We start from the raw sequence: 21333 nt of genomic DNA, 5'->3' as shown, positions 1-21333 counted from the left end.
CGATGAGGGTAGCTAGATTCGTGAATTATAGATTCTATAGAATGTAGAATGTATGGACTCGGCGCCTGTTTCGGTTTTGCTCGTCGACGATAATTCCGCCGATCGGGAACTGGCCAAACGTGCGATTCGCAAAGAAATTGCGGAAGCCAAGTTCATTGATATTGAAGCGGAGGAGGATTTTTCGAAGGCATTAACCGAGCCTGCATTTAACGTTGTGATTACCGATTTCCGGCTGGGTTGGACTGATGGCCTCCAGGTGTTGGATTACGTCAAAAAGCAGAATGTCGCCATACCGGTGATCATGTTTACCAACAGCGGCGCCGAGGACGTCTGCGCCCAGGGAATGAAGGCGGGCCTCTTCGATTACATTATCAAGCGCCGGGAGCAGTTTCCGAAACTGCCCGTCTCGATCCGGGCGGCCCTCGAATTCCGGCGGACGCGCGAGGAGCTTCAATGGCAGGCGGCGCGCTTGTCGGATCTGCTGGAGCGCGAACGGAAAGCGCGTGCCGAAGCCGAGTTTGCGCGTACGGAGGCCGACCGCGCCAACCGCCTCAAAGACGAGTTCCTGGCGACGGTTTCGCATGAACTCAGGACGCCGCTTAACGCGGTGCTTGGTTGGGCGGCCTTGCTGGCCAACGATAAGATCATGGAGATGCAGGAAATCCGCCGCGGGCTGAAGGTGATCGAAAAGAACGCCCGGATCCAGGCGCAACTGATCGATGACCTGTTGGATTTGTCGCTGATTGTCTCCGGGCGGCTTCGGCTGGAGCTTGAGCGGCTTGACCTGGTCTCGGCGATCCAGTCGGCGATTGAAGCGGTCCGGGTTTCAGCCGAGCAAAAGCGTCTTGAAATCACCGAGTTGCTCGACCCCAAAGCGGGCCCGGTTCGGGGGGATGCCTCGCGGATTCAACAGGTCGTTTGGAACCTCCTGACCAACGCCGTTAAGTTCACGCCGGAGGGCGGCAAGATTCACGTGGTTTTGCAGAGGGTAAAGTCGCGCGTTACGATCAGTGTGACCGATACCGGGATCGGGATTCGCCGGGAATTGTTCCCGAGCATTTTCGAGCAATTCCGGCAGGGTGACAACTCGTTGAGCCGCAAGTATGGGGGCCTGGGAATCGGATTGGCGGTGGTGAAAAACCTGGTTGACCTGCACGGCGGGCACGTCGAGGTGCGCAGCGCAGGCGAAGGCCAGGGTACGACCTTCACGATTTTTTTGCCGATATGCCTGCTCCGGGAACCGCTTGAGCAGGAGGATCGGGACGGACAACCGGCGCCGGCGATACCCGACGAGGCTGCCGCGGCACTGGCCGGCCTGCGGACGTTGGTGGTGGAAGATGATCTGGACACGGCGGACCTGGCCGCGCGCGTGCTTCGGGACTATGGCGTCGGCGTTGAGTTTGTGTTGTCGCCGGAGCAAGCGCTGCGCCGGTTGAAGACGGGGCAATTCGATGTGTTGCTCAGCGATATCGGTATGCCGGGGCAAAGCGGTTATGCCCTGATTGCGGCAGTCCGGGCTTTGCCGCCGAATCAAAATGGAAACATCCCGGCGGCGGCGCTGACGGCGTTGGCGCGCTCGGAGGACCGTCAACGTGCGCTCCTGGCCGGGTTCGACGCTCATCTGGCCAAGCCGGTTGATCCCGACGAACTGGTCACGCTGGTCGCCTCACTTGCCCGTCGCTCCCGGCGGGGTTACCAAAGGGAGAGGTAGGAGGGCAAAAACCTGATCCCCGCTTCCGGTTCGGCACGGATCATCTGTGCGCGTTCCGGCGCCTCTACCTGACAATCCCGACCGAATAGTTAAGCATGAACACCCGAACAACCTCCAAGCACCACCACGACCTGGACCCTACCAACGCAGAGATCCAGCTTGGTCTTGACCAGGATTCACGCTCGCAGGTTTGCGAACTCCTGCAACGGGTTCTGGCTGACGAGATCACCTTGTACACCAAGACCCGCAACTACCATTGGAACGTCATGGGCCCGCGGTTTCACACCCTGCACGTGTTCCTGGAAGCGCAGTATCAGGCGCTCCAGGAGAAATCGGATGAAGTGGCGGAACGCATCCGCTCGCTGGGTGAATACGCCGCAGGCTCCATGAGTGAGTTTATCGAACTGACGCGGCTTCAGGAGCAAGCGCCCGGTGAGCACCCCACGGCCACCCAGATGCTTGCCCGGTTAACGGACGACCACGAAGCCATCGTTCGCACGTTGCGTGAAGACATCGACAAGTGCGACGACGATTATGGCGATTCCGGCACGGCTGATTTCCTGACCGGCTTGATGGAAGACCATGAAAAAATGGCATGGATGCTTAGAGCGCATCTTGCGACCGATGCGGACTGAGGGTGGCGACCGTATCGCCGTCCCGCGTCGCCGTAATTTCATCGGCGCAGCCGTGCGGAATGCGTTGGGCAGGCGCCTGCGGGATGCCGACCGCGCTTTTGAGAGCGGCCCGGTGCCGGTGCACGTTCGCCGGTTTTGTTCCGCTTCAGATTCGGCAGCCTGCATCGAGATTTATTACCGGACCCGCCGTGAGACTTTTGTCTGGCTGCCTCGAACCCGATTCCGGCGATCTGATTTTCTGGTGGATACGTTCGAAGAGGAACTGATCGTCGCCGAGCAGGATGGTAAGGTGATCGCTTTTGCGGGTGTATATCTGCCGGACGATTTTCTGCATCACTTGTACGTGGCCCGAGAATATCAGGGGCGCGGCATCGGGTCGGCTCTGCTTCAGCACCTTCTCGACCGATCCGAGGGCGCGTTGCGCCTGAAATGCCTGCGTCGAAACGAGCGCGCCCTCGCATTTTACCGCCGGCGAGGGTGGCGCGAGGGGGAACACGGTCGGGATGAATTTGGTGAGTGGGTGATGTTGTACGGGCCGGCGCCCGCACCGGCTCCGTAGGGGCCAAATACACGCGACCGATCCAAACGGAATTGAAATCATGATCATCCAACGGAGCTTGAATGACGAATCGGCTATTGCCATCAGCCAGGTCGCCCATTCATGGATGTCGGGCCAGATGGCACGCGAATGGGGCAACGCCGAATTCGGAACGTTTCAGCCCCACGAATCGCTTTGCTATGCGGCGGAGCAGCACGATGCCGGCTTTTTCCCATGGGAGAAACGTCCGCGTTGGAATCCTGAGACCGGGTTTCCGTTGACGTTTGAGGATCTGCCGGTCAGCGAACACATCGAAATCTGGAAACGGAGTATCGACCAGTTACGGGCAGTCTCGGCCTACGCCGCATTGATGGCGTCATTTCACTTTTCCGGTCTTTGCGAGCGGCACGGCCGGAAGGGCACCGGGCCGGATGCCGGGATGGTGGACGCATTTCTGAAAGAGCAACGCCGCCATCGGGAGGAACTGCTCGCCTTCATCACCGAGGATTGGTCCGCGCGCGCCGGATGCACGGAGGAGGCGGTTTCGCGTAATCGCAAGCTAATCGCCACGTGGGACCTGCTCTCGTTGCAGCTTTCCCGGAATCCGTCCAGAGCATTCGACGTCGGCGATGTGCCGTGGACGCGCGGGAATGGAGGTTGTACGCTTTCGATCAACCCTTCAGAATTCAGCAGCCGCGTTTTCCGCGTCGATCCGTGGCCGTTCTCCACCTCGCTCCTGCGAGTCTCCTGTGAAGGTTACCTGTTCGAGCGGCCGTTTCGTTCCCAGGCAGAACTCGACCAAACCCTGGCCTCGCAAAGCGTCACCCGCCTCCTGGTCGAATACATTCTGCTCCCGAAGTAGAGTTCGGAGTTCGGTCACACGGCGGGCACAACGTAAGAGTTCACACGGCGAACACGGCGGGCCACGGCGACCACGGCGGGAAGAAGGGGAAAGAGTTCGGAGTTCGGAGCGGCAGAGAATGCCACAAATGCCACAAGCGGAAAAATGCCACAAATGAAGAAGCGCCGGCCTGGCTTTCCCCTTCTTCCCGCCGTGGTCGTCGTGGCTCGCCGTGTTCGCGCCTTAATTCCTAGCATGGACCGACAACACCCAGAGCGGAAAATAGTGCGCGTACATCGTGTAGCGCAGGTAAAACACATTCGGAAAACCGGTACCGGTGGCCAGGGGCTCCAGCCAGGTTCCGTCTTTCTGCTGCGTTTCGACCAGGTACTGGATGCCGCTCTGGAAAGCAGGGCCCGACGTTTGCTCGGCTGCCGCCAGCCCAAGCAAGGCCCAAGCGGTTTGTGAGGGCGTACTCTCACCACCGGCAAACTGGTCTTCAGCGTAACTGGCACAACTTTCGCCCCAACCGCCATCGCGGTTTTGGGCGCTGATGAGAAACCGGGCCGCCTTTTCGAACACCCGCCGTTCGTCGCAACGGGCAAACTGCAATCCGCGCAGGGCGAGGAACGTGCCATAAATGTACGCGACGCCCCAACGGCCGTACCAGCTGCCGTCGTCGCGCTGGTCACGGAGCAGCCAGCGGACACCCCGCCAGATCGACGGATCGCGCAGGGACACCCCCCGGCGTACCAGGCACTCCAAAACCCGGCCGGTAATATCGGCGCAAGTCGGGTCCAGCATGGCGTTGTGATCCGAAAACGGGACGCTGTTCAAAAGATTCCAATCGTTATCGGCGTCAAAGGCGGCGTAACCTCCATCCCGGGACTGCATGCCCCGCAACCAGGTAACCGCGCGCGCCTCGACCCGCGCCTGCTTTTCCGGGTCCGACGCCCGGGCGTGCATCAGGCCGAGCAGCACCATCGCGGTGTCATCAATGTCGGGGTAATGATCATTGAGGAATTCAAAAGACCACCCGGAAGGCGGGAGGTGCGGCCGTTTGGTGACCCAGTCACCCCGGTGCCGGACCTCCTTGGAAAGCAACCAATCGCCAGCCTGGCGCATCGTTTTTTCATCGCCCAGGCCACTCTCACCGAGAACGAAGCTCGAGTACGCGGTATCCCAGATCGGGGAGAAACACGGTTGGAAATACAGTTCGTCGTCCTTCTCAGTCAGCAGCTTGTCGAACTGGTGGCGCGCTTCGGCGGCGAAGGGGTGATCCAACGGGTAATCGAGGGCGTCCAGCGCCATCACGGTGTACATGATGGATGGGTAAATTGCGGCCAGGCCGTCGCTGTTGCGGCAACGTTCGATCATCCAGCGCTCCGCCTGGCGTACGGCGGCGATCCGCACTTCGCGCAGGCCGCGCCGTTCCCATACCTTGAAGAACTTGTCGAGTTGATGAAAAAACAACGCCAGGAGATGGTCCCGCTTTGGGACGGAGAGCTTCACGCCCGGTTGGTAGAGTTCATCGATGGCCGGGCCCGTGGAAACGGCGCGCACGCCGCCCACGGACTGGACGATGGAGAGCGGGATAATGATGGCGCGGGTCCACGACGCCATCTCGTAGAGAACGCCGCCCGGGTAGAAATTGCCGCCCGGCAGAAGGATGATTTCGGGCGGGATGGTCGGTGCGAACTTTTTTGGGAACAGGCCCAGCAGGCTCAGGTTGATGCGTGTATAACTGTTGCATGCCTGCAGCCCGCCGAGGGCGAGGATCTTATCGCGCGCCAGCCTGAGGATCGAATCATCCGCGGTGTAGCCGGCCAGTTTCAGGGCCGTGTAAGCCTTGACCGAAACGTTCACGTCAGCGGGCCCGCCCGGGTAAATCGGCCATCCGCCGGTGGGCAACATCTGCGAGCAGATGCGACGGCAGGCTTTGCGGATGCGGACCTCGGGCAGGGGGTCCGGCCGGGTCCGGCGCTGTAACCAATGTTCCAGCAGGATGTAATCGGCCTCGAGGGAAACGTCGGCCAGCAGTTCACCGCACCAATACCCCTCCGGCGCCTGCAGGGCAGCGAGCGACTCAGCCGCTCGTTTGCTGGCGGCGCAGGCGGCACGACGGGTCGCACGCTGGCTTTGAACAACTTGAGCCAGATTCTGCGCGACGTACGCAGCTTCCTGCTGAATCGGAAAAACCCGTCTCATATGGCAATTGGAAAAGTGGATGTCATAGCGCGGGCCATGGCGGAATGCCAGTCTTTCACCTGCAACGCTCCTGCTTTCGCACCCGGGCGGTATACGGCATGGGCGCGGAAAGCGAAGCAAAAAAAGGCCGCGCAATCATTCCTTTTTGCGTTAGGTTAGCGGCCCTTCCGGTGGACAGAAGATAAAAAATGGTTGTAGTCAAAAAATGATGTCGGGTGCCGTCCTGGCCACTTCGGGCCGCTTCGGTACCGGTTTTTCCAATGTGATCAATACTCTTATGACGTCCGCTGAACCATCGCCGCCCTGGCAGGTGTCTGCGCGCTGGATCCGCTACCGCCGCGTGGCCGGTACCGCGGCGATATTGATTATTATCCTGGCCAGCTATTTCATTTTGAGCGCCGGCAAGGACTTTCTGGTTCCGCTCGTGACGGGGTTCATCGTCGTTTACCTGGTCAGCATCCTGAACCGGCAGATCGCGAAAGTGCGTCTGGCGGGACGGGTGCTTCCGCTGAGCGTGTCCCGGATCGTTTCTTTTGCCGTGATCATCGCGGTGGGCTACGCCCTTTTCGCCATCCTCGCCAACAACGCCGGCCACGTGGCGGCAGCGGCGCCGCGTTACCAGGCCCGTTTCCAGCAGTTGCAACAAGAGTTTTTCAGCTGGCTCGGAATCGAGGAGCCGGCCGAACTGCGCGACCTGCTCAAGGCCATCGACCTGGGACCGGTATTCGCCGCCGTGGCCAAGAGTGTGGTTCAGATCCTCGAGAGCATTACGCTGGTGTTTATCTACGGCCTTTTTATGCTGCTCGAATTCCGGTTCGCGACCGTCAAGCTCAATGCCTTGTTTCCGGATCCGCTCCGGCGGGAACGGGCGTTGCGGATTCTCTACCGGATCGATCGTGACATCCATACTTACCTGAGCGTGAAGACGGCGGTGAGCCTGGTCACCGCGCTGCTCTCCTATTTCCTTCTCCGGCTGGTCGGCGTGGATTTTGCAGAATTCTGGGCTCTCCTCATCTTCATCCTCCACTTCATTCCCACGTTCGGCGTGATCATCGCAACGCTGCTACCCACCTCGCTTGCCGCGGTGCAGTTCGATCACCTCGGCCCCGTGTTGATTGTCGGATTCGGGCTCACCGCCCTCGCCCAGCTCATGGGCAATATTGTCGAGCCGAATGTAATGGGCGAATCCCTCAACCTCAGCCCCCTGACGGTGATCATGGCCCTGATATTCTGGGGGACCCTCTGGGGCGTGACCGGCGCGTTTCTCTGTGTGCCGTTGACCGTGATTGTGGTCATCATCCTGTCCAATTTTGAGGCGACGCGATGGGTAGCCATCCTGCTGTCGAAATCCGGAACGATCCGCGCCAAGGAAGAGGTCGTGCGAATCGCCCCCCGGGAGGGCCAGCGAGAATTGCGACGCAAAGTCTAGCGGCGGAGAACCGGTGCGAGGCGGGCCTGCACCCGCCGGGCAGCGCCACCCTTATAGCCCCCTGCCTATAGCTGGAAAGCCCGGCCAGGAACGAGCGTGGATGCAATCCGAAGGTAATCGCGAAGGATTTTCGGGCCAGATACACGATTTTGCACTGCTCGACATCATTCAGATGGCCTGCCTTGCCCAGCGCACCGGCTGCCTGGAAGTTCAGAGCGGTAAGAAGCAGGGGCGCATTTTCCTGAGGCGCGGCGCCATCGTTCACGCCGAAGCCGATGGCCGGTCGGGAGATGCGGCGTTGCTGGAAGTGCTCTGCTGGAAGCGAGGCACTTTCACGTTGCTGGATGCTTCCGCGCGGGCTCCTGCTGAAACGATCCGGGGCGGGTGGGAATATGTGCTGATGGAAGCGGTCCGGAAACGTGATGAGCGGGAACATCGCGATTTGCCGGGAGGGACGGGAGTTGGTGAAGGCTCGTCTGCGGGTCTGCCGGGAACGGCCGGCCTGCTCGTCGAAGTTATGGCCAGAAGGCGCCGTCATCAGCAGGCGCGCCGGTCGAAACGCCGCTGGCGGTTTGGCCTTCTGGGTATCGCCGGCGCAGTTGCCGGGACGGTGTGCGTCGAGTGCCGTCACGCCATTCACACGACGTGGGTGCAGTTTCATCATCGCATGCTCGGCACGGCGCCGGAGGGACGCTACTGGCGTCCCAAAGAATTCCCGGATGTATTGGTGCCGGCCGGTGAATTCGTTTTTCAGGACGGGCAGATCAGGTCAACCCGCGCCTTCCGCATCGATGCCACCGAGGTAACGGTTTGGCAGTACGCTTTATTTCTCGACCAGGTCGGTGACCGAACCGACTACGATCACCCGAATCAGCCCCGGGGTAAAACCCACCGCAGCCCGGAGTGGGACGAGTTCAGCCGGGCCGCGTTCAGCTATTCGAAATTTCATGGCCATCAGGTTACCCCGAATGCCCCGGCTGCCTGCGTCGACTGGTTCGACGCCTATGCTTACGCCCGTTGGCGCGGACGCCGGTTACCGACCGAAGAGGAATGGGAAAAGGCCGGCCGAGGCCCGGGCGGCTGGCACTACCCGTGGGGCAATGCACCACGACCGGATGCGGCCAATCTGGCCGGCCCGAACCGGGTCGCCGTTCCCGGCCCGGGTGACGTGGCGGCCTGGAAGATCGACCGGAGTCCGTACGGCGCGTACGACATGGCCGGCAACGTTTCCGAATGGACGGCGTCGTTTGACGCCGACGGGACCCCCGTCATCAAAGGCGGCAATTTCGGCAACGAGAATGCCGACCTGACCCGGCGGATACTGCACCTGAGCCCTGTGACCAGGGACGCGCGGATCGGGTTCAGGACCGTCATTGATCATTAGCGGGAATGGGCCGGAAGCCCCGGCATGGCCGAGTTCACCGCCCCGGCATCACACGCCCTCCAGGATCGTCGCCCCCGGCCGAACCGGAGGGTTGTAAATCCTGCGCCGTTAAGATAGTCAGCAGTCAGCACCTGGGGACCATGAAAACCACTCATGCCGTGCGGCTGCCGGCAGCTCGCGATTATGTCATTCATCAACTTCGTTAAGGGAGAGGTTGAGTTCAAAATTGTGTACTACGGGTGCGCGCTCGGCGGCAAAACCACCAGTCTTGGCTACATTCACGAGCGGGTTGACGCCCAGGACCGGGGAAAACTGCTGCTGCTTCCTACGCAGAACGATCGCACGTTGTTTTTTGATTTTCTGCCGATCGACGGCGGAACGGTGAAGGGCTTCAAGGTGCGTTTCAAGCTTTGGACTGTGCCGGGGCAGGTCATGTATAACTCAACGCGCCAGCTCGTGCTCCGTGGCGTGGACGGCTTGGTCTTTGTCGTCGATTCGCAATGGAACCGCCTGCCGGCAAACATCGAGAGCCTGAAAAACCTCGAAGAGAATCTGCAAGGGATGGAGCGTGACCTCTCGGACCTGGCCGTGACCGCCTTCTACAATAAGCGCGACCTGCCGAAGTCAGAACTCGTTCCGGTCGAAGCGCTCGACCTGTTTCTGGAAGTGGGGCGCCGGCGTTTACCCCGCCTGGCCGGTGATTGTCTGACCGGCACCAACGTCTTCAAAGCGCTCAACCAGGTTACCCAGAAAGTTCTACAGGACTTTCTGACCAAGGATGAGCTTGGAAACTATGAAGCCTACCGCTGATATAGATTGTCAGATGCCCCAACCGCGCAAGTGCTCTTGCTTGGCCGCCGAACGCGCCTTCTCACTGGTGGAACTGTTGGTTGTCCTGGCGATAATTGCCGCCGTCAGCGGGGTCGTGACCGTTGCCGTTCTCGGAACGCTTGACCGGCAGGACGAGAAGCAATGCCTGGCTAACATGCTGTTGATCGAGGCGGCAAAGGACGAATATTCCCGGGATCACGTGGGGACGGCCACGGCCATGAACGTCGATGAATTTCGCCGTTACTTCCGTTTCGGCGTTCCGCGTTGCCCCCATAACCCGAACGCAGATTACGAGAATTGGAGCGACCTGAATGCGCCCGTCATCTGCCCGGTTCACCCGCAGAACAGCGCCAAAATAAATCCGCGTTAGCCCGAGACGGCGCGGGCCGCCCTCACCCGGGAGAAGTTTTCACCCGGGCGGGCAGGAACACCGGACCAGCAGGCGGCAGCATTACGTCGTGACCCCAGACCCAGGCAGCCAGGAACAGCAACGCTTTCGAGTGATCGTGGACTTCGTGCGGCACCACGAAGTCAGTGACGTCTCCCTGCTTCAAAATCAGATTACGGCCCGGCTGGACGGTCGCGTCACCCGCCTTGCTGAAGACGGCGCATTGACTTGCGAGGAGGTGCAGGCCATGATCCGCGCGCTCCTGGCGCAAGCGCCGGCGCCCGCAGGTGACTTGCCGCTGGTCACCGCCAGATTCGCGGCCCTCGATTTCACCGCGGCCCTGTACGGAAAACGGTTCCGGGTCAATGTCGCCCGATCCCGCCGCGACTTGTTCGCCTCGCTGCGTCCGTTGCCGGATGCCCCTCCGGACGACCCTGACCAACTGGGGTTATCCGCTGCCCTGGTCGACCGATTCCTGAACTTGCCGGATGGTTTGGTGCTGGTAACCGGGCCGACAGGTTCCGGCAAGACCACCACGATCGCCGCGCTGCTCGAGGTCTTGAATCGCAAGCGCGACGCCAAGATAATCACCATTGAGGACCCGGTCGAATTCGAGTTCCAGTGCCGTCGCGCGGAAGTCATCCAGCGTGAGGTTGGGATCGATGTTGAATCTTACGCGGCAGGCGTGAAAGAAGCGCTCCGGCAAAATCCCGACGTCATCATGCTCGGCGAGATCCGGGATGCCGACACGGCCGTTACCGCCCTCCAGGCCGTAGAGACGGGGCACCTCGTCATCTCCTGCCTGCACGCGCAAAGCGTGGTCGAAGCCATCTCACGCTACCTGCTGCTCGGGCCCGCCGAGCGCGCCGCCGAGATGCGTTACGTGCTGGCCCGCAGTCTCCGGATCGCCATCAATCAGCGTCTCCTGCGGAAACGGGGCGGGGGACGGCTGGCCGTTCGCGAAGTCCTGGTCCACGCGCCGAAAGTGGAAGCCGTGATCATGCGCGGCAACGAGCAGGAGTTGCATGACCAGATGCTTTCCAGTCGCGACCTGGGAATGGTGGATTTTCAGACGGCCTTGCGCCAGTGCCAGTCGCAGCTCGACCCGCGGGAATTTGCGTTCCACCGGAACGGGTAACGGGGGGAATGCCACAAATGCCACAACGGAAGCAGCAGAAGAATGCCACAAATGCCGCAAATGACCGACTTCGGTTGGGGGCTCTTGGCATTTGTTCAGTACCGGACAGAAGAGGTGAAGGGCAAATGTGGTGAACCGGAGAATGCCCGATGCAATCAAACGTATGCCTTCGGGGATTTGCTATTGGCGGCAGGCCGTTGATTGCTGATGCGTGGCGCCCTCAACTGCAGGAATAAGGGTGCTGCAGTTGCGGCATTTTCCGCTTGTGGCATTTGTGGCATTCCACCCCCCTGCCCATCACCGTCCTGCCGGATACCAGTCCGGGACCTGGCCATCCGGGTTAACGGGACGAATCACGCATTTCCGGTAGCCCTGTTCACAATGCTTCACGATGGCCGTAAACTTTGGCAGGGCCATCAGTTCGTGCGGCTTGACGAGGTACTCCTCTTCTTTGGTGCGCGAGGTGCTGGTTTGGCCTTTGCTTCGGGTATAGGTTTTTTTCCAGCGCATCTTCTTGCCGATAAAATCGGCCGAACTTTCGGCGCACGCCCGGTCGGCAGCCCTGAAAATGACGCGGTTACGAAGGTTGAGCAGGGTGACCTCGGCTTTTTCCTTCGTTTGCAGGGCGGGCAGGAAGGAGGTCTTGGACTGGGCGGCCATGACCGTGGTCGTATGGGTTTGCCGGATCACGTCCACGTTTCCATCCGATTCGGTCATGAAACGCTGCGCTTCATCCTGCCAGCAGATGAGAAGGTTATCCTCGTCGAGCCGGCGGTGTCCGGGCGCTCGCGGGTCGAACCTGCGAAGCGCGTGAGTGTAGAACAGGAGCTTCAAGAGCGTCGTGACGTACCGGCGCTCGGTCTGGAACTTCTGCGGCATCGAAAGGCAGATGATTGCGCCTGCGTCGATGGCGGTAAAATCGAAGGTATTCTGCTCCGCACCGAAGACCTCCACGATGTCAGGATGGCTGAAATAGCCGAGGTAGTTATCGACGGTCGCGCGCACCCCGCCCAGTTGCTCGACTGGCTGGCGCATGAAATTGAGGAAATGGTCGCGGCACTGCCGGGCCGCGTCCGCGCCTGCCTGCACCAGCGGTTCCAGCCGCTGAAGGGCTGCTTTCAGCATCGGCTCGGATTGCAGGATTTCGTTCACGTGCTGCAGGGTTGGCGTAAGTTCAAGGAGGCGCATCAGATGAATGGCCTGGCTGATTTGCTTATGCGCCTGCGTTTTGAAAAACCCTTTGTCTTCGGATCCGGCGTTCAGGTTTGCAGCCGTGTCGACGATGGCCTGGGCATAAGTTGAGCTCGGGATGGTTGCGTCGGAAAGAAGGTTGAACCGGGCCGGCGGAGCCCACCCGGATCCGGCGTGATCGGGGCGCGTCTGGAGGAGTACCAGGTCGGCCTCCCGTCCATAGCGTGCGGCCATGGTGACCAGCGTCTCGTGATAGATGCCTTTCTCGTCGCAGCACAAGCCTCCCCAGTCCGGCTCGTGCGCAAAGACCGAATGCAGCAGGGTGTTGATGGCGAAGGTCTTGCCGGCGCCGGTGTCGCCGGTGATGAGCCAGCCGCGGCAAAAGTCGCTTCGGTTCCAGCTTAGCCCGCCGAGCCGGGCGGTGACCCGGGATGCCCGGCCCGGCGGGGCGGCGTACCACGCCACGGTAGGGAGGACGAAGAGCGGCAGCAGCGCCCACCCGCCCAGTACGGGCAGGGTCCACCAGGCCAGCCCGAAGCAGAGGACCCACGCCGCGAGCAAGGCCGGCGAGGAAACAAATCCGATCCGGTCGCGGCGGATCGGCCGCTGGTCCGGGTTCGGCTTCAGCCGGCCCCGCTTCGGTTGCTGTTCTTGTTGCGAGGTAGTGGCCGGCGCGGGATTCGCGTCAGGCGGGGAGGGGGCGCGCGTCACGGCCATGGTCGAGCCATTGAAGCGGGGGGACCGGCCGGTGTAAATAACAAATCATAAAAACGTAGTTTAATCTTTGTGGCCAAAAAAACGGCCTGGTGACGGCCGGCGGCCGGTGGCCTTACCGCGGCGGATGAAGGTGGTGAGCGGGGGGCCGTTTACTTGCCCCAACGATTAAGCACGGCGTTGGTGACCGCCTCCCGTACCGCGTCGTGGCGCATGGCCCACTGAAACTGGTAAACCGGGTTATCGTATTGTTCATCGAACTCGCGCTTCATGGCGTCGGCGAGCTTGGGGGCGGAAACGGGCCCGCGGATCCGTGAAGCAACATCTTCCAAAATTTCTAGACAGTATTGAATCAACATCTTTGCAGCGCGTTGCGAGATGTCGTCCAATTCTTCGGTGCAGACCAAAAAGAAATTCTCCCAGGTGACCCGGTTAACCCCTTTGAGCCACTGTTCTTTGCCTTCAAAAAACGTCCCCTGCTTGCGGTAACCTTCCAGGAATTCATCTAACGACAGCGGCTTGCCATCCGCTGAAAACGACCATTTGGATATTTCCGTGCCCGCCGCCTGACGACTTTCCTTCGTGCTGACCATTTTTAGTTTCTTCGGAAAAACGAAATGATGTATAGGATGTGTAACATCCTTAGCTGGAAAAAGTAAAGTGCGTAAATACAACAAAGTTTTTGGCGCGTTGCCAGCTCCGGAGCCCGAAGCGCAGCTTGGGTTTGGAGATGACCTGATTGAGGCGTTTTACAAGCTGACGCCGGACGAGCGGCAAATCGTGTTGGAGATCGTTGAACGATTAAAACCGGGCGTGACCGCGTTCGATTTTGACGATTTTGATTTGCAATCCGCAGCAATGAAACTTTTGACCTACCATCGCTTGGTCTTGCACAACGACGACAAGCAGAACTCGGTGCTTTATGCGCGATGGTTGAGTTCAATCACGATGGTCGACAAGAAGATGGTGCTGCACATCGATCCCGGTTTGCATTCGCACCTGGAGCGGCTCCGGCATCACCAGGAGGCGGACGCCGAGCGGGCCAGCGTCAAACTGGCGAGCCAGTACTCGATCCGGTTGTACGAATGGGCGTGGAACTGGCGGCACGTCGGGCTTAAACGGGTTTCCATTCCGCACATTCGGAAGGTGCTGGGCGTCGATGAAGTGCGTGATGCTCAGGGCAACATCATCAGCGAGAAATGCCTGGTGCATTGGCCGAACCTGAAGCAGCGCGCGATCGACCGGGCGCTCCATGAAATCAACGAGAAGACAGATCTCCACCTCAAACTGGTGGCCGTTGGCCAGGCAAAGTACCGCCGCGTGTTGTCCCTGGCGTTTGAAATTCGGGAAAAGAAGAGAAAAACCCGTTCGAACGGGGCCGGTTCTTAGCCCGGGCCGGTTGGACGGCACCTCGCACACCGGTGCTGCGGCATGAATGAGTTGGCAGGGCAACCGGGCGTGGCTCGATTTCGAGAGTTGTCGGCCGATGAGTTGATCGAGATCAGCCGGATAAGCCTCAATTTCGCGTACAATTTTGCGGAGCCTCCCGCTCCGAGGATACGCTGGGGTCTCACTGACTTTCTGGCCCATGCGCGTTTTCCGCTGGCGCGAACCGATGCCTGCGACAAGTGGCGATGCCGGTGCTTGTCGATCGATAATTATTCCCGGTTCATCGCCGAGCGGACGATTGCCGAGCCGGGCGGCCTGAGCGCCGTAACGGTAGCCAAGGTCATCGGGTATTGCCTGGAAATCGCGGAAGTAACCGCGGAGCAGATGGTGCGGTCCGGCCGGCAAACGGACCTCAGCGGCGACGTCCTACTCGAGGAAATTACCCGGCTGCGCAGCCTCTACCGGAAAAAACTCGGCGAGCTTTCGCCATGGCTGCACTTCTACATTTCTGTGCGCCACCCGGTGGTCCGGCACGGGATCAATAACGCCATGATAAACCGGTGGGGCTGCCGTGAGTAAGGGTGGCGGGTGTCGGGCACACGGCGGGCACGGTGGAAGAGAGCGGGCACAACGTAAGCGTTCACACGGCGAACACGGCGGGCCACGGCGAACACGGCGGGAAGAAGGGAAAAGCGTTCGGAGTTCGGGGTTCGAGGTTCGGAGCGGCAGAGAATGCCACAAATGAAGAGGCGCCGGGTGGCATGGCTTCCGCCGTGGCGCCGTGTGCCCTTAATCTGTGTCAATCTGTGTAATCTGTGGATGTATTCTCTTTTCTGCGTTCTTCTGCGTGTTCTGCGTGTTCTGCGGATGATTCCTGCCTTTCCGCCGTGGTCGCCGTGGCTCGCCGTGGTCGCCGTGTGAACTCTTACGTTGTGCCCGCCACACCCGCCGTGGGTGCCGTGTGAGCGTGTTTCACGGAAAGGTTGGACCCGGTTCGATGACGCCTCCGAACCCCGAACTCCGAACTCCGAACTGCAAACCCTACCCGTCACTCAAAACTTTTCCGGCCGTTCCTCAACGGCGTCGGTTCGGATTTCTATCCTGAGGGTGGGGGAAGCGCGGAGGAGTGCCACCCTGCAGCTGGTGAAATCGTCCAGTAACTGGTTCCGGCCGGCGAAAGTGCGCCCGAGCGACAGGAATACGTCGGCGTGAGTATAACGCAATGCAATGGTGTGCTCGCCCAGGGTATCAATCGAGAGCAGACAGGAATAGGGGATGGCTTTGGAGCGCGGCGGCGCCTCCAGGAGAAAAACGCACATAATCCCACCCTGGCTACCGGGGTGGCAGAGGTAGGGCGTTTCTTCAGGTCGGATCGCGGAAAGGCCGGCGTTCACGGCCGCATCACAACGTTTTTAAGGCGCGTTGTCAATCACTGCTCGCTGCGTTCCTGTCGGCCGCCCGGCCCTTCGAGGATAGCGAGGACTTCGCCGACCAGGAAAAGCGAACCGGTTACCAGAACCTCATTCCGGCGTCCCTCGGCGGCGCGCAACGCGTCTGCGACGGAGCCGAAGGCCCGGTGCGGAATGCCGGGCGGCAGGGAGGACGCGAGTTGTCCCGGGTCGGCCGCGCGCGCGTTATTCACGGGGACCAGGAAAAATTCCGCCGCGATATCCCCCAGCGCGGCGACCATTTCAGAGAGGGCTTTATCGCGCAAACCGCCGAAGATCACCAGGGGCCGCTCCTGGGGGCGGTATTCCTGCCAGGTCGCCGCGAGCCGCCGGCTGGCCGCCGGGTTGTGCGCGCCGTCGATGACCAGCCCGGGTCTCACCATTTGGAAACGGCCCGGCCAGGATACGTCCCGCAAGCCACGGCGGACGGCAGTTTCCGGCAGGTCAAACCCTGCCGCGCTCAGTCCGGCCAGAGCGATGGCGGCGTTCAACCGCTGGTGCGAACCGAACAGCCCGACTTCATACCCGGCGACGGGCTTCGACACGAAACTCAGCGAGGCATGCTGTTCCCCGGCGATCTGGCGCAGCACGGCGGCGACTTCCGCGACCTGCGGCCCGGATACGACCGGGACGCCGGGTTTGATGATGCCTGCCTTTTCGCGGGCAATCTCGACGCGGGTCTGCCCAAGAATGGACTGGTGGTCCAGGTCAATGGCCGTGATCACGGAGCCCAGGGGCCGTTGCACCACGTTGGTGGCGTCCAGCCTTCCACCCAGCCCGGTCTCAAGCACGGCCAGATCAACCTGCCGGCGCTGAAAATGCCAGAACGCAAGGGCCGTCGTGATTTCGAAAAAGGTCGCCGGATGGACCTCGACCTGAGAACGGATGGTCGAGAGCCCGTCGACGATCTCGTCATCGGAGATCGGCACGCCGTCGACCTCGATGCGTTCATTGAATCGCACCAGGTGCGGTGAGGTAAAAAGGCCCGTTCGCACGCCGGCGGCACGCGTCACGGCAGCGGCCATTGCGCAGACCGAACCTTTGCCGTTCGTGCCGGCCACGTGCACGCAACGGAGGCCGGCTTCCGGATGACCGAGACCGCCCAGGAGCGCACGGACGTTATCCAGCCCGAGCTTTACGCCCCGGCTTTGTAAACCGAAGAGCCATTTGAGGGCGGCACGGCAGGTAGCGCTCAAGGCGGGAAAGGTTTATGCCCCCAGGTAGTCGAGGATTCTGGCCAACGTCGAACGTAAGTCGCGCCGGTGGACAATCAAGTCGATAAACCCGTGCTCCTTGAGGAACTCGGCCGTCTGAAAGCCGGGGGGCAACTCCTGGTGCGTGGTCTCGCGAATCACGCGAGGTCCGGCGAAGCCGACCATGCATTTTGGTTCGGCCAGGATCAGGTCGCCCAGGGAAGCGTAACTGGCCATCACCCCCGCCGTGGTAGGATGGGTGAGAATCGAGAGGTACGGCAGCCGGGCTTCAGCGTGCCGCGCCAGCGCGCCGCTGGTTTTAGCCATCTGCATCAGGCTGAGCATACCTTCGTACATCCGTGCACCGCCTGAAGCGGAAACGATCACCACGGCCCGGCGGTCGGCCGTGCTGCGCTCGACCATGCGGGTGATCTTCTCGCCCACGACCGAACCCATGGTGGCCGCCAGGAAATTGAAGTCCATCACCGCCAGCCCGGTGCGGTGGCCTGCGATCGACCCGAACCCGCTGATCACGGCGTCTCGCAGCCCGGTTTTCGCCTGGTAACTTTTCAATCGATCCTGGTAGGTGGCAACCCCTTTGAAGTTGAGGACGTCAACGGACGTAAGCTCGGCGTCAAACTCCTGGAACGTTTCCGGGTCCAAAAGGTTTTGGATTCGTTCGGCAGCCGAGAGGGTGAAATGATGGTCGCATTTGGGGCAGACCTTCAGGTTTCCGCTGAGCTCCAGGTTGTGAATCACCTCACCGCACTCCGGACACTTTTGCCAGAGGCCTTCGGGCATATCGCGCTTTTTCAGATTTCCGAGTTTAAGAGACGGTTTCGGGAAAATTGCCATAAGGGGTTGTCTGTCGTCAGCCGCGGGCAACGGTCAGCGCCCGCACGGATCGTGCGCCGTGGTCCAGCAGTACGGCGGCGCATTCGTGCAGGGTCGATCCGGTCGTGAGGACATCATCAATGAGGAGTAATCGTTTGCCACTGACGCCCGTATTCTTGCGCAGCGCAAAGGCGCCACGCAAGTTCCGCCTGCGCTGGACCCGGTCAAACCGCGTTTGGGTCAAGGTGTAGCGGACCCGCCGCAGGCAAGGGCAGACCGGCACGCCAGTCTGCTTGCTTACGATCGAAGCCAGGGCTTCGGCCTGGTTATAACCGCGCTCGCGCAGCCGGACCGGGTGGAGCGGCACCGGCACCATTGCATCCACCGGTTCCGCTTCCAGCCGGGGATCCGAGAATCCGGCGAGCAGCCAGGCGCCGAGCACGCGCCGCAGGTGAAACTGGCGCTGGTACTTGAACCGGTGGATCAGTTCCCGGGTCAAACCCTGTGCCTGGACGACGGCGACGGCCGATTCGAAGGCGAACGTCCGGTCCTCGCAGTTGGTGCATCGGGGCACGACCTCGACCGACCCGGGAAACGGCCGGGAGCAAATCGAGCAGCAAGGCGGGCGGATGCGCCGCACCTGACCCTCACAGGGGGCGCACAACGTCCAACCTTCTTCGACCGCATGGCCGCAACCGAAACAATGGCTCGGGTAGAGCAGCTCAACGAGCGTGTTCCACCACGGACGCAAAAGAGCGTTCACGCAGAAAGAAGTACCAGCTTAGAAACCAGACGAAAAGAAGGACCAGCACCGACCCGAGGCCGATCGTCAGGTCGGGTCCGAACCACGGCATCGTGTCCGCGACCCGTTTGGCAAGCTTGTTGAAACCCATTTTGCCGAATACCAGCCCGCTGTGCAGCCCGATGCTCAGCCAGAGCGATCCGGTGCGCAGGGTGGCGTGGGCGAGCATCATCCCGAGCACAAAAAGCGTCGTGAAACCGGCCACCACGAGTTGCGGCTCGGTAAATTGGCCGAAGATCTGCGGAATCAGCGCCAGGCCCGAATACCATCGCACCGGTAACGAGGCATCTTCAACCGGCTTGAGGAAATGCAGGATCGCAAAGAGCGCCGAGACAAACACCGCCGCGGTTACCGGCCGGGCATGCCGCTTTGCGACCCCCAGGAAGAGGCCGCGGAACAGGCCTTCTTCCAGCGCGCCAACGGTCAGGGCGCTGGCGAGCACCCGCGGCAGCAGGTTCCAGGGCAGCGGGCGTTTCCAGTGGTAGATGCCGAAATTGGTGAGGACAATTCCAAGCAGGATGATCGTCACGAACGAGATCAGAAAGCCGCCGGCCAGGTGCCGCCAACGGTGAGGGTCCGGCCTTAGCCCCAGGCCGCTGAGGTTGCGCCAGCCCACCCAGCGGAGCAGGGGATAAAACGAGATCAGCGCGCCGGCCAGGATCGCCCGGTTGAAGTAACGGCGAAAATCCGATTCGGCCAGGAACCCCAAGGCGGGAACCGTCGCCGCGTGCTGGCCGACATAAAAGAGGGGCGGCGCGAGCAATGCTCCCAGCAGCAATGTCGATAACAAATAACAGAGGATCGGCCAACCAGAACGCAAGGGTTTCGAATTACCGTGGACTGTTCCCCGCCGCAAATTAAAGTTGCCGCACTATGCACAACCGTCATGCCTGGACCCAGAAACTTGCGGACGGCTGCAAGCGCGAGGTCCGAGTCATCAAACAAGGCGGAAGCTGGCGGTTCCAGGGCAAACGTGCCGACGAGGAGCGCTGGACTTACTACGAGGAGCCGCTGCTGGATGATTTGACCGAATTTCGTGAAATCCTGTTTCGCAAATACCAGCGCCGGAGGGCGGCTTACGACGACGTCGTCTGGGCTGACCGCGAGCTGGGGCGTTTGCGCAGTGAAGCGGCCGCCCCGCCCGTCCCGCCCGCCGGTCCCACCCTCGAGCCATGATCCCCCCTTACTCTCGCGCCCGGCAAGCGGACCGGCGTCATGTGTGGCATCCGTTTACCCAGATGCAGGAGTGGCTGGCCCAGGAACCGGTTCTGGTTACCTCAGGGCAGGGCGCCTGGCTCCAGGATGACCGGGGTCACCGCTACCTCGACGGCAATTCCTCGATCTGGACCAACCTGCACGGGCATCAGCATCCACGCCTGAGCCGTGCCTTGCATACGCAGGCGGACCAGCTCGCCCATGCGTCGTTCCTGGGATTGACCAATGCGCCTGCCGCGCTGCTGGCCGAACGCCTGGTCTCGCTGGTGGCGGACACGGCCCTCACCAGGGTCTTCTACTCCGACGACGGCTCGACGGGTATCGAGGTGGCCTTGAAAATGGCCATTCAATATTTTCAACAGAATGGCCAGCCGCAACGAACCGGGTTTGCGGCTTTCGATCACGCCTACCACGGCGACACATTCGGTGCATCGAGCCTTGGAGGCATCTCCCTGTTTCACGACCGCTTCGCCGCCCACCATTTTCCCGTAACGCGGGTGAGCGGCCTGGACGACCTCGAAAGGCTCGATAACGCCGGCATCGCGGCGGTGGTCATCGAACCCCTGGTGCAAGGGGCCGCCGGGATGCGCTTGTGGCCGCCCGGTCTCCTGGTCCGGCTTCAGGATTGGTGCCGCCGCCGGGGCGTCTTCCTCATCCTGGATGAAGTCATGACCGGTTTCGGGCGGACCGGGCGAATGTTTGCTTACCAGCACGACGAAGGGGTCCAACCCGATTTCCTGGTGCTGGCCAAAGGCCTGACGGGCGGATACCTGCCGCTTGGCGCGACCCTGACGACGGCGCGCGTTTTCGACGGTTTCCTGGGGCGTTACGAAGACCTGCGGACCTTTTTCTACGGCCACAGTTATACGGGCAACCCGCTGGCGTGCGCGGTAGCCCTCGCCAACCTGGAGGTGTTTGAAAGTGAGAACACGCTTGGCCGGCTGGTGCACAAAATCGAGGTGCTGCGCGAACAACTGGCCGGCCTGCAATCCTTAGGGTGCGTGCGCGCCGTCCGCCAGTGCGGATTCATCGCCGGAATCGAACTGGGCCAGCCGAACGGCGAACCGTTCGACTGGCGCGAGCAGATCGGCTCAAAAGTCTGCCAGGCGGCTCGCCGGCACCAGTTGCTGACCCGGCCGATCCGCGACGTGATCGTCCTGATGTTGCCGTACTGCGTGACGGACGCTGAGATCGGCCTGGCCGTCACGGCGATCCGGCGGGCCGCCCTCGAAGTAGTGCCGTGTGCCGGGTAGAATTCGGTCACACGGCGGGCACAGCGGGTTTGGCGGGCACAACGTAAGAGTTCACACGGCGAACACGGCGGAACACGGCGAACACGGCGGGAAGAGGGAGAAGGGGAAAGGGTTCGGAGGTCGGAGGTCGGAGCGGCGGCATTGGGGGTTAGGTGCGAGCGTCAACCTTAGAGTTGCCGCCATGTCCTCTT

General features: G+C 61.3%; 21 protein-coding genes. 13 read left to right on the top strand and 8 right to left on the bottom strand.

What is annotated here, in order from left to right:
- Window positions 1–52 precede the first annotated feature (52 nt).
- From JO015_01295 to JO015_01280, 4 genes are all read left to right on the top strand, one after another.
- Window positions 53–1711, top strand: coding sequence for a response regulator (locus JO015_01295; protein MBV9997724.1), 1659 nt, complete (start codon window positions 53–55; stop codon window positions 1709–1711).
- Window positions 1712–1806: 95 nt separating this feature from the next.
- Window positions 1807–2346 (top strand): DNA starvation/stationary phase protection protein, encoded by a 540-nt coding sequence (locus JO015_01290; protein MBV9997723.1) that lies wholly within the window; start codon window positions 1807–1809, stop codon window positions 2344–2346.
- A complete protein-coding gene (locus JO015_01285; protein MBV9997722.1) occupies window positions 2336–2905 on the top strand; it encodes a GNAT family N-acetyltransferase in 570 nt (189 codons plus the stop codon). The genes JO015_01290 and JO015_01285 overlap by 11 nt, the downstream gene beginning before the upstream one ends.
- 40 nt (window positions 2906–2945) lie before the next feature.
- Window positions 2946–3746 (top strand): DUF3891 family protein, encoded by an 801-nt coding sequence (locus JO015_01280; GenBank protein ID MBV9997721.1) that lies wholly within the window; start codon window positions 2946–2948, stop codon window positions 3744–3746.
- Window positions 3747–3968: 222 nt separating this feature from the next.
- On the opposite strand, the gene shc is transcribed toward JO015_01280, so the two are convergent.
- Window positions 3969–5933, bottom strand: a complete 1965-nt coding sequence (gene shc / locus JO015_01275) for a squalene--hopene cyclase (protein ID MBV9997720.1) — start codon at window positions 5931–5933, stop codon at window positions 3969–3971.
- Window positions 5934–6210: 277 nt separating this feature from the next.
- On the opposite strand from shc, the gene JO015_01270 reads away from it, so the two are divergent.
- The 5 genes from JO015_01270 (at window position 6211) to tadA (ending at window position 11103) form a co-directional block, all read left to right on the top strand.
- Window positions 6211–7362, top strand: coding sequence for an AI-2E family transporter (locus tag JO015_01270; protein MBV9997719.1), 1152 nt, complete (start codon window positions 6211–6213; stop codon window positions 7360–7362).
- Window positions 7363–7462: 100 nt separating this feature from the next.
- Window positions 7463–8746, top strand: a complete 1284-nt coding sequence (locus JO015_01265) for an SUMF1/EgtB/PvdO family nonheme iron enzyme (GenBank protein MBV9997718.1) — start codon at window positions 7463–7465, stop codon at window positions 8744–8746.
- A 183-nt stretch (window positions 8747–8929) separates the two neighbouring features.
- Window positions 8930–9556 (top strand): gliding-motility protein MglA, encoded by a 627-nt coding sequence (locus JO015_01260; GenBank protein ID MBV9997717.1) that lies wholly within the window; start codon window positions 8930–8932, stop codon window positions 9554–9556.
- A 13-nt stretch (window positions 9557–9569) separates the two neighbouring features.
- A complete protein-coding gene (locus JO015_01255) occupies window positions 9570–9947 on the top strand; it encodes a type II secretion system protein (GenBank protein MBV9997716.1) in 378 nt (125 codons plus the stop codon).
- 88 nt (window positions 9948–10035) lie between these two features.
- A complete protein-coding gene (gene tadA, locus JO015_01250; protein ID MBV9997715.1) occupies window positions 10036–11103 on the top strand; it encodes a Flp pilus assembly complex ATPase component TadA in 1068 nt (355 codons plus the stop codon).
- A 297-nt stretch (window positions 11104–11400) separates the two neighbouring features.
- Here the strand turns inward: tadA and JO015_01245 are convergent, their stop codons facing one another.
- Both JO015_01245 and JO015_01240 read right to left on the bottom strand, forming a co-directional pair.
- Entirely contained in the window at window positions 11401–13011 is a 1611-nt protein-coding gene (locus JO015_01245; protein MBV9997714.1) for a type IV secretion system DNA-binding domain-containing protein, read from the bottom strand.
- Between the two features lie 149 nt (window positions 13012–13160).
- Window positions 13161–13682: a hypothetical protein gene (locus JO015_01240; GenBank protein MBV9997713.1), complete on the bottom strand. Its 522-nt coding sequence runs from the start codon at window positions 13680–13682 to the stop codon at window positions 13161–13163.
- 16 nt (window positions 13683–13698) lie between these two features.
- Between JO015_01240 and JO015_01235 the strand changes: the two genes are divergently transcribed.
- Window positions 13699–14397 (top strand): replication initiation protein, encoded by a 699-nt coding sequence (locus tag JO015_01235; protein MBV9997712.1) that lies wholly within the window; start codon window positions 13699–13701, stop codon window positions 14395–14397.
- A gap of 42 nt (window positions 14398–14439) precedes the next feature.
- Entirely contained in the window at window positions 14440–14976 is a 537-nt protein-coding gene (locus tag JO015_01230) for a hypothetical protein (GenBank protein MBV9997711.1), read from the top strand.
- 473 nt (window positions 14977–15449) lie between these two features.
- On the opposite strand, the gene JO015_01225 is transcribed toward JO015_01230, so the two are convergent.
- The 5 genes from JO015_01225 to JO015_01205 form a co-directional block, all read right to left on the bottom strand.
- Window positions 15450–15716, bottom strand: a complete 267-nt coding sequence (locus tag JO015_01225) for a hypothetical protein (GenBank protein MBV9997710.1) — start codon at window positions 15714–15716, stop codon at window positions 15450–15452.
- A 110-nt stretch (window positions 15717–15826) separates the two neighbouring features.
- Window positions 15827–17041 (bottom strand): bifunctional folylpolyglutamate synthase/dihydrofolate synthase, encoded by a 1215-nt coding sequence (locus JO015_01220; GenBank protein MBV9997709.1) that lies wholly within the window; start codon window positions 17039–17041, stop codon window positions 15827–15829.
- Window positions 17042–17053: 12 nt separating this feature from the next.
- On the bottom strand, window positions 17054–17893 hold the full coding sequence (locus tag JO015_01215; protein ID MBV9997708.1) for an acetyl-CoA carboxylase carboxyltransferase subunit beta: 840 nt from the start codon (window positions 17891–17893) through the stop codon (window positions 17054–17056).
- 16 nt (window positions 17894–17909) lie between these two features.
- Window positions 17910–18635: a ComF family protein gene (locus tag JO015_01210; GenBank protein ID MBV9997707.1), complete on the bottom strand. Its 726-nt coding sequence runs from the start codon at window positions 18633–18635 to the stop codon at window positions 17910–17912.
- On the bottom strand, window positions 18595–19464 hold the full coding sequence (locus JO015_01205; GenBank protein ID MBV9997706.1) for a CPBP family intramembrane metalloprotease: 870 nt from the start codon (window positions 19462–19464) through the stop codon (window positions 18595–18597). The genes JO015_01210 and JO015_01205 overlap by 41 nt, the downstream gene beginning before the upstream one ends.
- 83 nt (window positions 19465–19547) lie before the next feature.
- On the opposite strand from JO015_01205, the gene JO015_01200 reads away from it, so the two are divergent.
- Complete coding sequence (locus tag JO015_01200) at window positions 19548–19850, top strand: hypothetical protein (protein MBV9997705.1); 303 nt, start codon at window positions 19548–19550, stop codon at window positions 19848–19850.
- Window positions 19847–21142, top strand: a complete 1296-nt coding sequence (gene bioA / locus JO015_01195; GenBank protein ID MBV9997704.1) for an adenosylmethionine--8-amino-7-oxononanoate transaminase — start codon at window positions 19847–19849, stop codon at window positions 21140–21142. Before JO015_01200 ends, bioA begins: the two co-directional genes overlap by 4 nt.
- Window positions 21143–21333 lie beyond the last annotated feature (191 nt).

Source organism: Verrucomicrobiota bacterium (genome assembly GCA_019247695.1).
In the GTDB taxonomy this organism is placed as follows: Bacteria; Verrucomicrobiota; Verrucomicrobiia; order Chthoniobacterales; family JAFAMB01; genus JAFBAP01.
The sequence above is the reverse complement of the archived record's forward strand: the minus strand, read 5'-3'. Positions and strand labels throughout refer to the sequence as shown.

Bases quoted from the DNA above. Each gene is read 5' to 3' on its own strand.
- shc (MBV9997720.1), bottom strand. From the start codon at position 5,933: ATGAGACGGGTTTTTCCGATTCAGCAGGAAGCTGCGTACGTCGCGCAG.
- JO015_01295 (MBV9997724.1), top strand. From the start codon at position 53: ATGGACTCGGCGCCTGTTTCGGTTTTGCTCGTCGACGATAATTCCGCC.
- JO015_01245 (MBV9997714.1), bottom strand. From the start codon at position 13,011: ATGGCCGTGACGCGCGCCCCCTCCCCGCCTGACGCGAATCCCGCGCCG.
- JO015_01285 (MBV9997722.1), top strand. From the start codon at position 2,336: ATGCGGACTGAGGGTGGCGACCGTATCGCCGTCCCGCGTCGCCGTAAT.
- JO015_01290 (MBV9997723.1), top strand. From the start codon at position 1,807: ATGAACACCCGAACAACCTCCAAGCACCACCACGACCTGGACCCTACC.
- JO015_01265 (MBV9997718.1), top strand. From the start codon at position 7,463: ATGCAATCCGAAGGTAATCGCGAAGGATTTTCGGGCCAGATACACGAT.
- JO015_01260 (MBV9997717.1), top strand. From the start codon at position 8,930: ATGTCATTCATCAACTTCGTTAAGGGAGAGGTTGAGTTCAAAATTGTG.
- JO015_01280 (MBV9997721.1), top strand. From the start codon at position 2,946: ATGATCATCCAACGGAGCTTGAATGACGAATCGGCTATTGCCATCAGC.
- JO015_01255 (MBV9997716.1), top strand. From the start codon at position 9,570: ATGCCCCAACCGCGCAAGTGCTCTTGCTTGGCCGCCGAACGCGCCTTC.
- JO015_01225 (MBV9997710.1), bottom strand. From the start codon at position 15,716: ATGTGCGTTTTTCTCCTGGAGGCGCCGCCGCGCTCCAAAGCCATCCCC.
- JO015_01270 (MBV9997719.1), top strand. From the start codon at position 6,211: ATGACGTCCGCTGAACCATCGCCGCCCTGGCAGGTGTCTGCGCGCTGG.
- JO015_01230 (MBV9997711.1), top strand. From the start codon at position 14,440: ATGAATGAGTTGGCAGGGCAACCGGGCGTGGCTCGATTTCGAGAGTTG.
- JO015_01215 (MBV9997708.1), bottom strand. From the start codon at position 17,893: ATGGCAATTTTCCCGAAACCGTCTCTTAAACTCGGAAATCTGAAAAAG.
- JO015_01200 (MBV9997705.1), top strand. From the start codon at position 19,548: ATGCACAACCGTCATGCCTGGACCCAGAAACTTGCGGACGGCTGCAAG.
- bioA (MBV9997704.1), top strand. From the start codon at position 19,847: ATGATCCCCCCTTACTCTCGCGCCCGGCAAGCGGACCGGCGTCATGTG.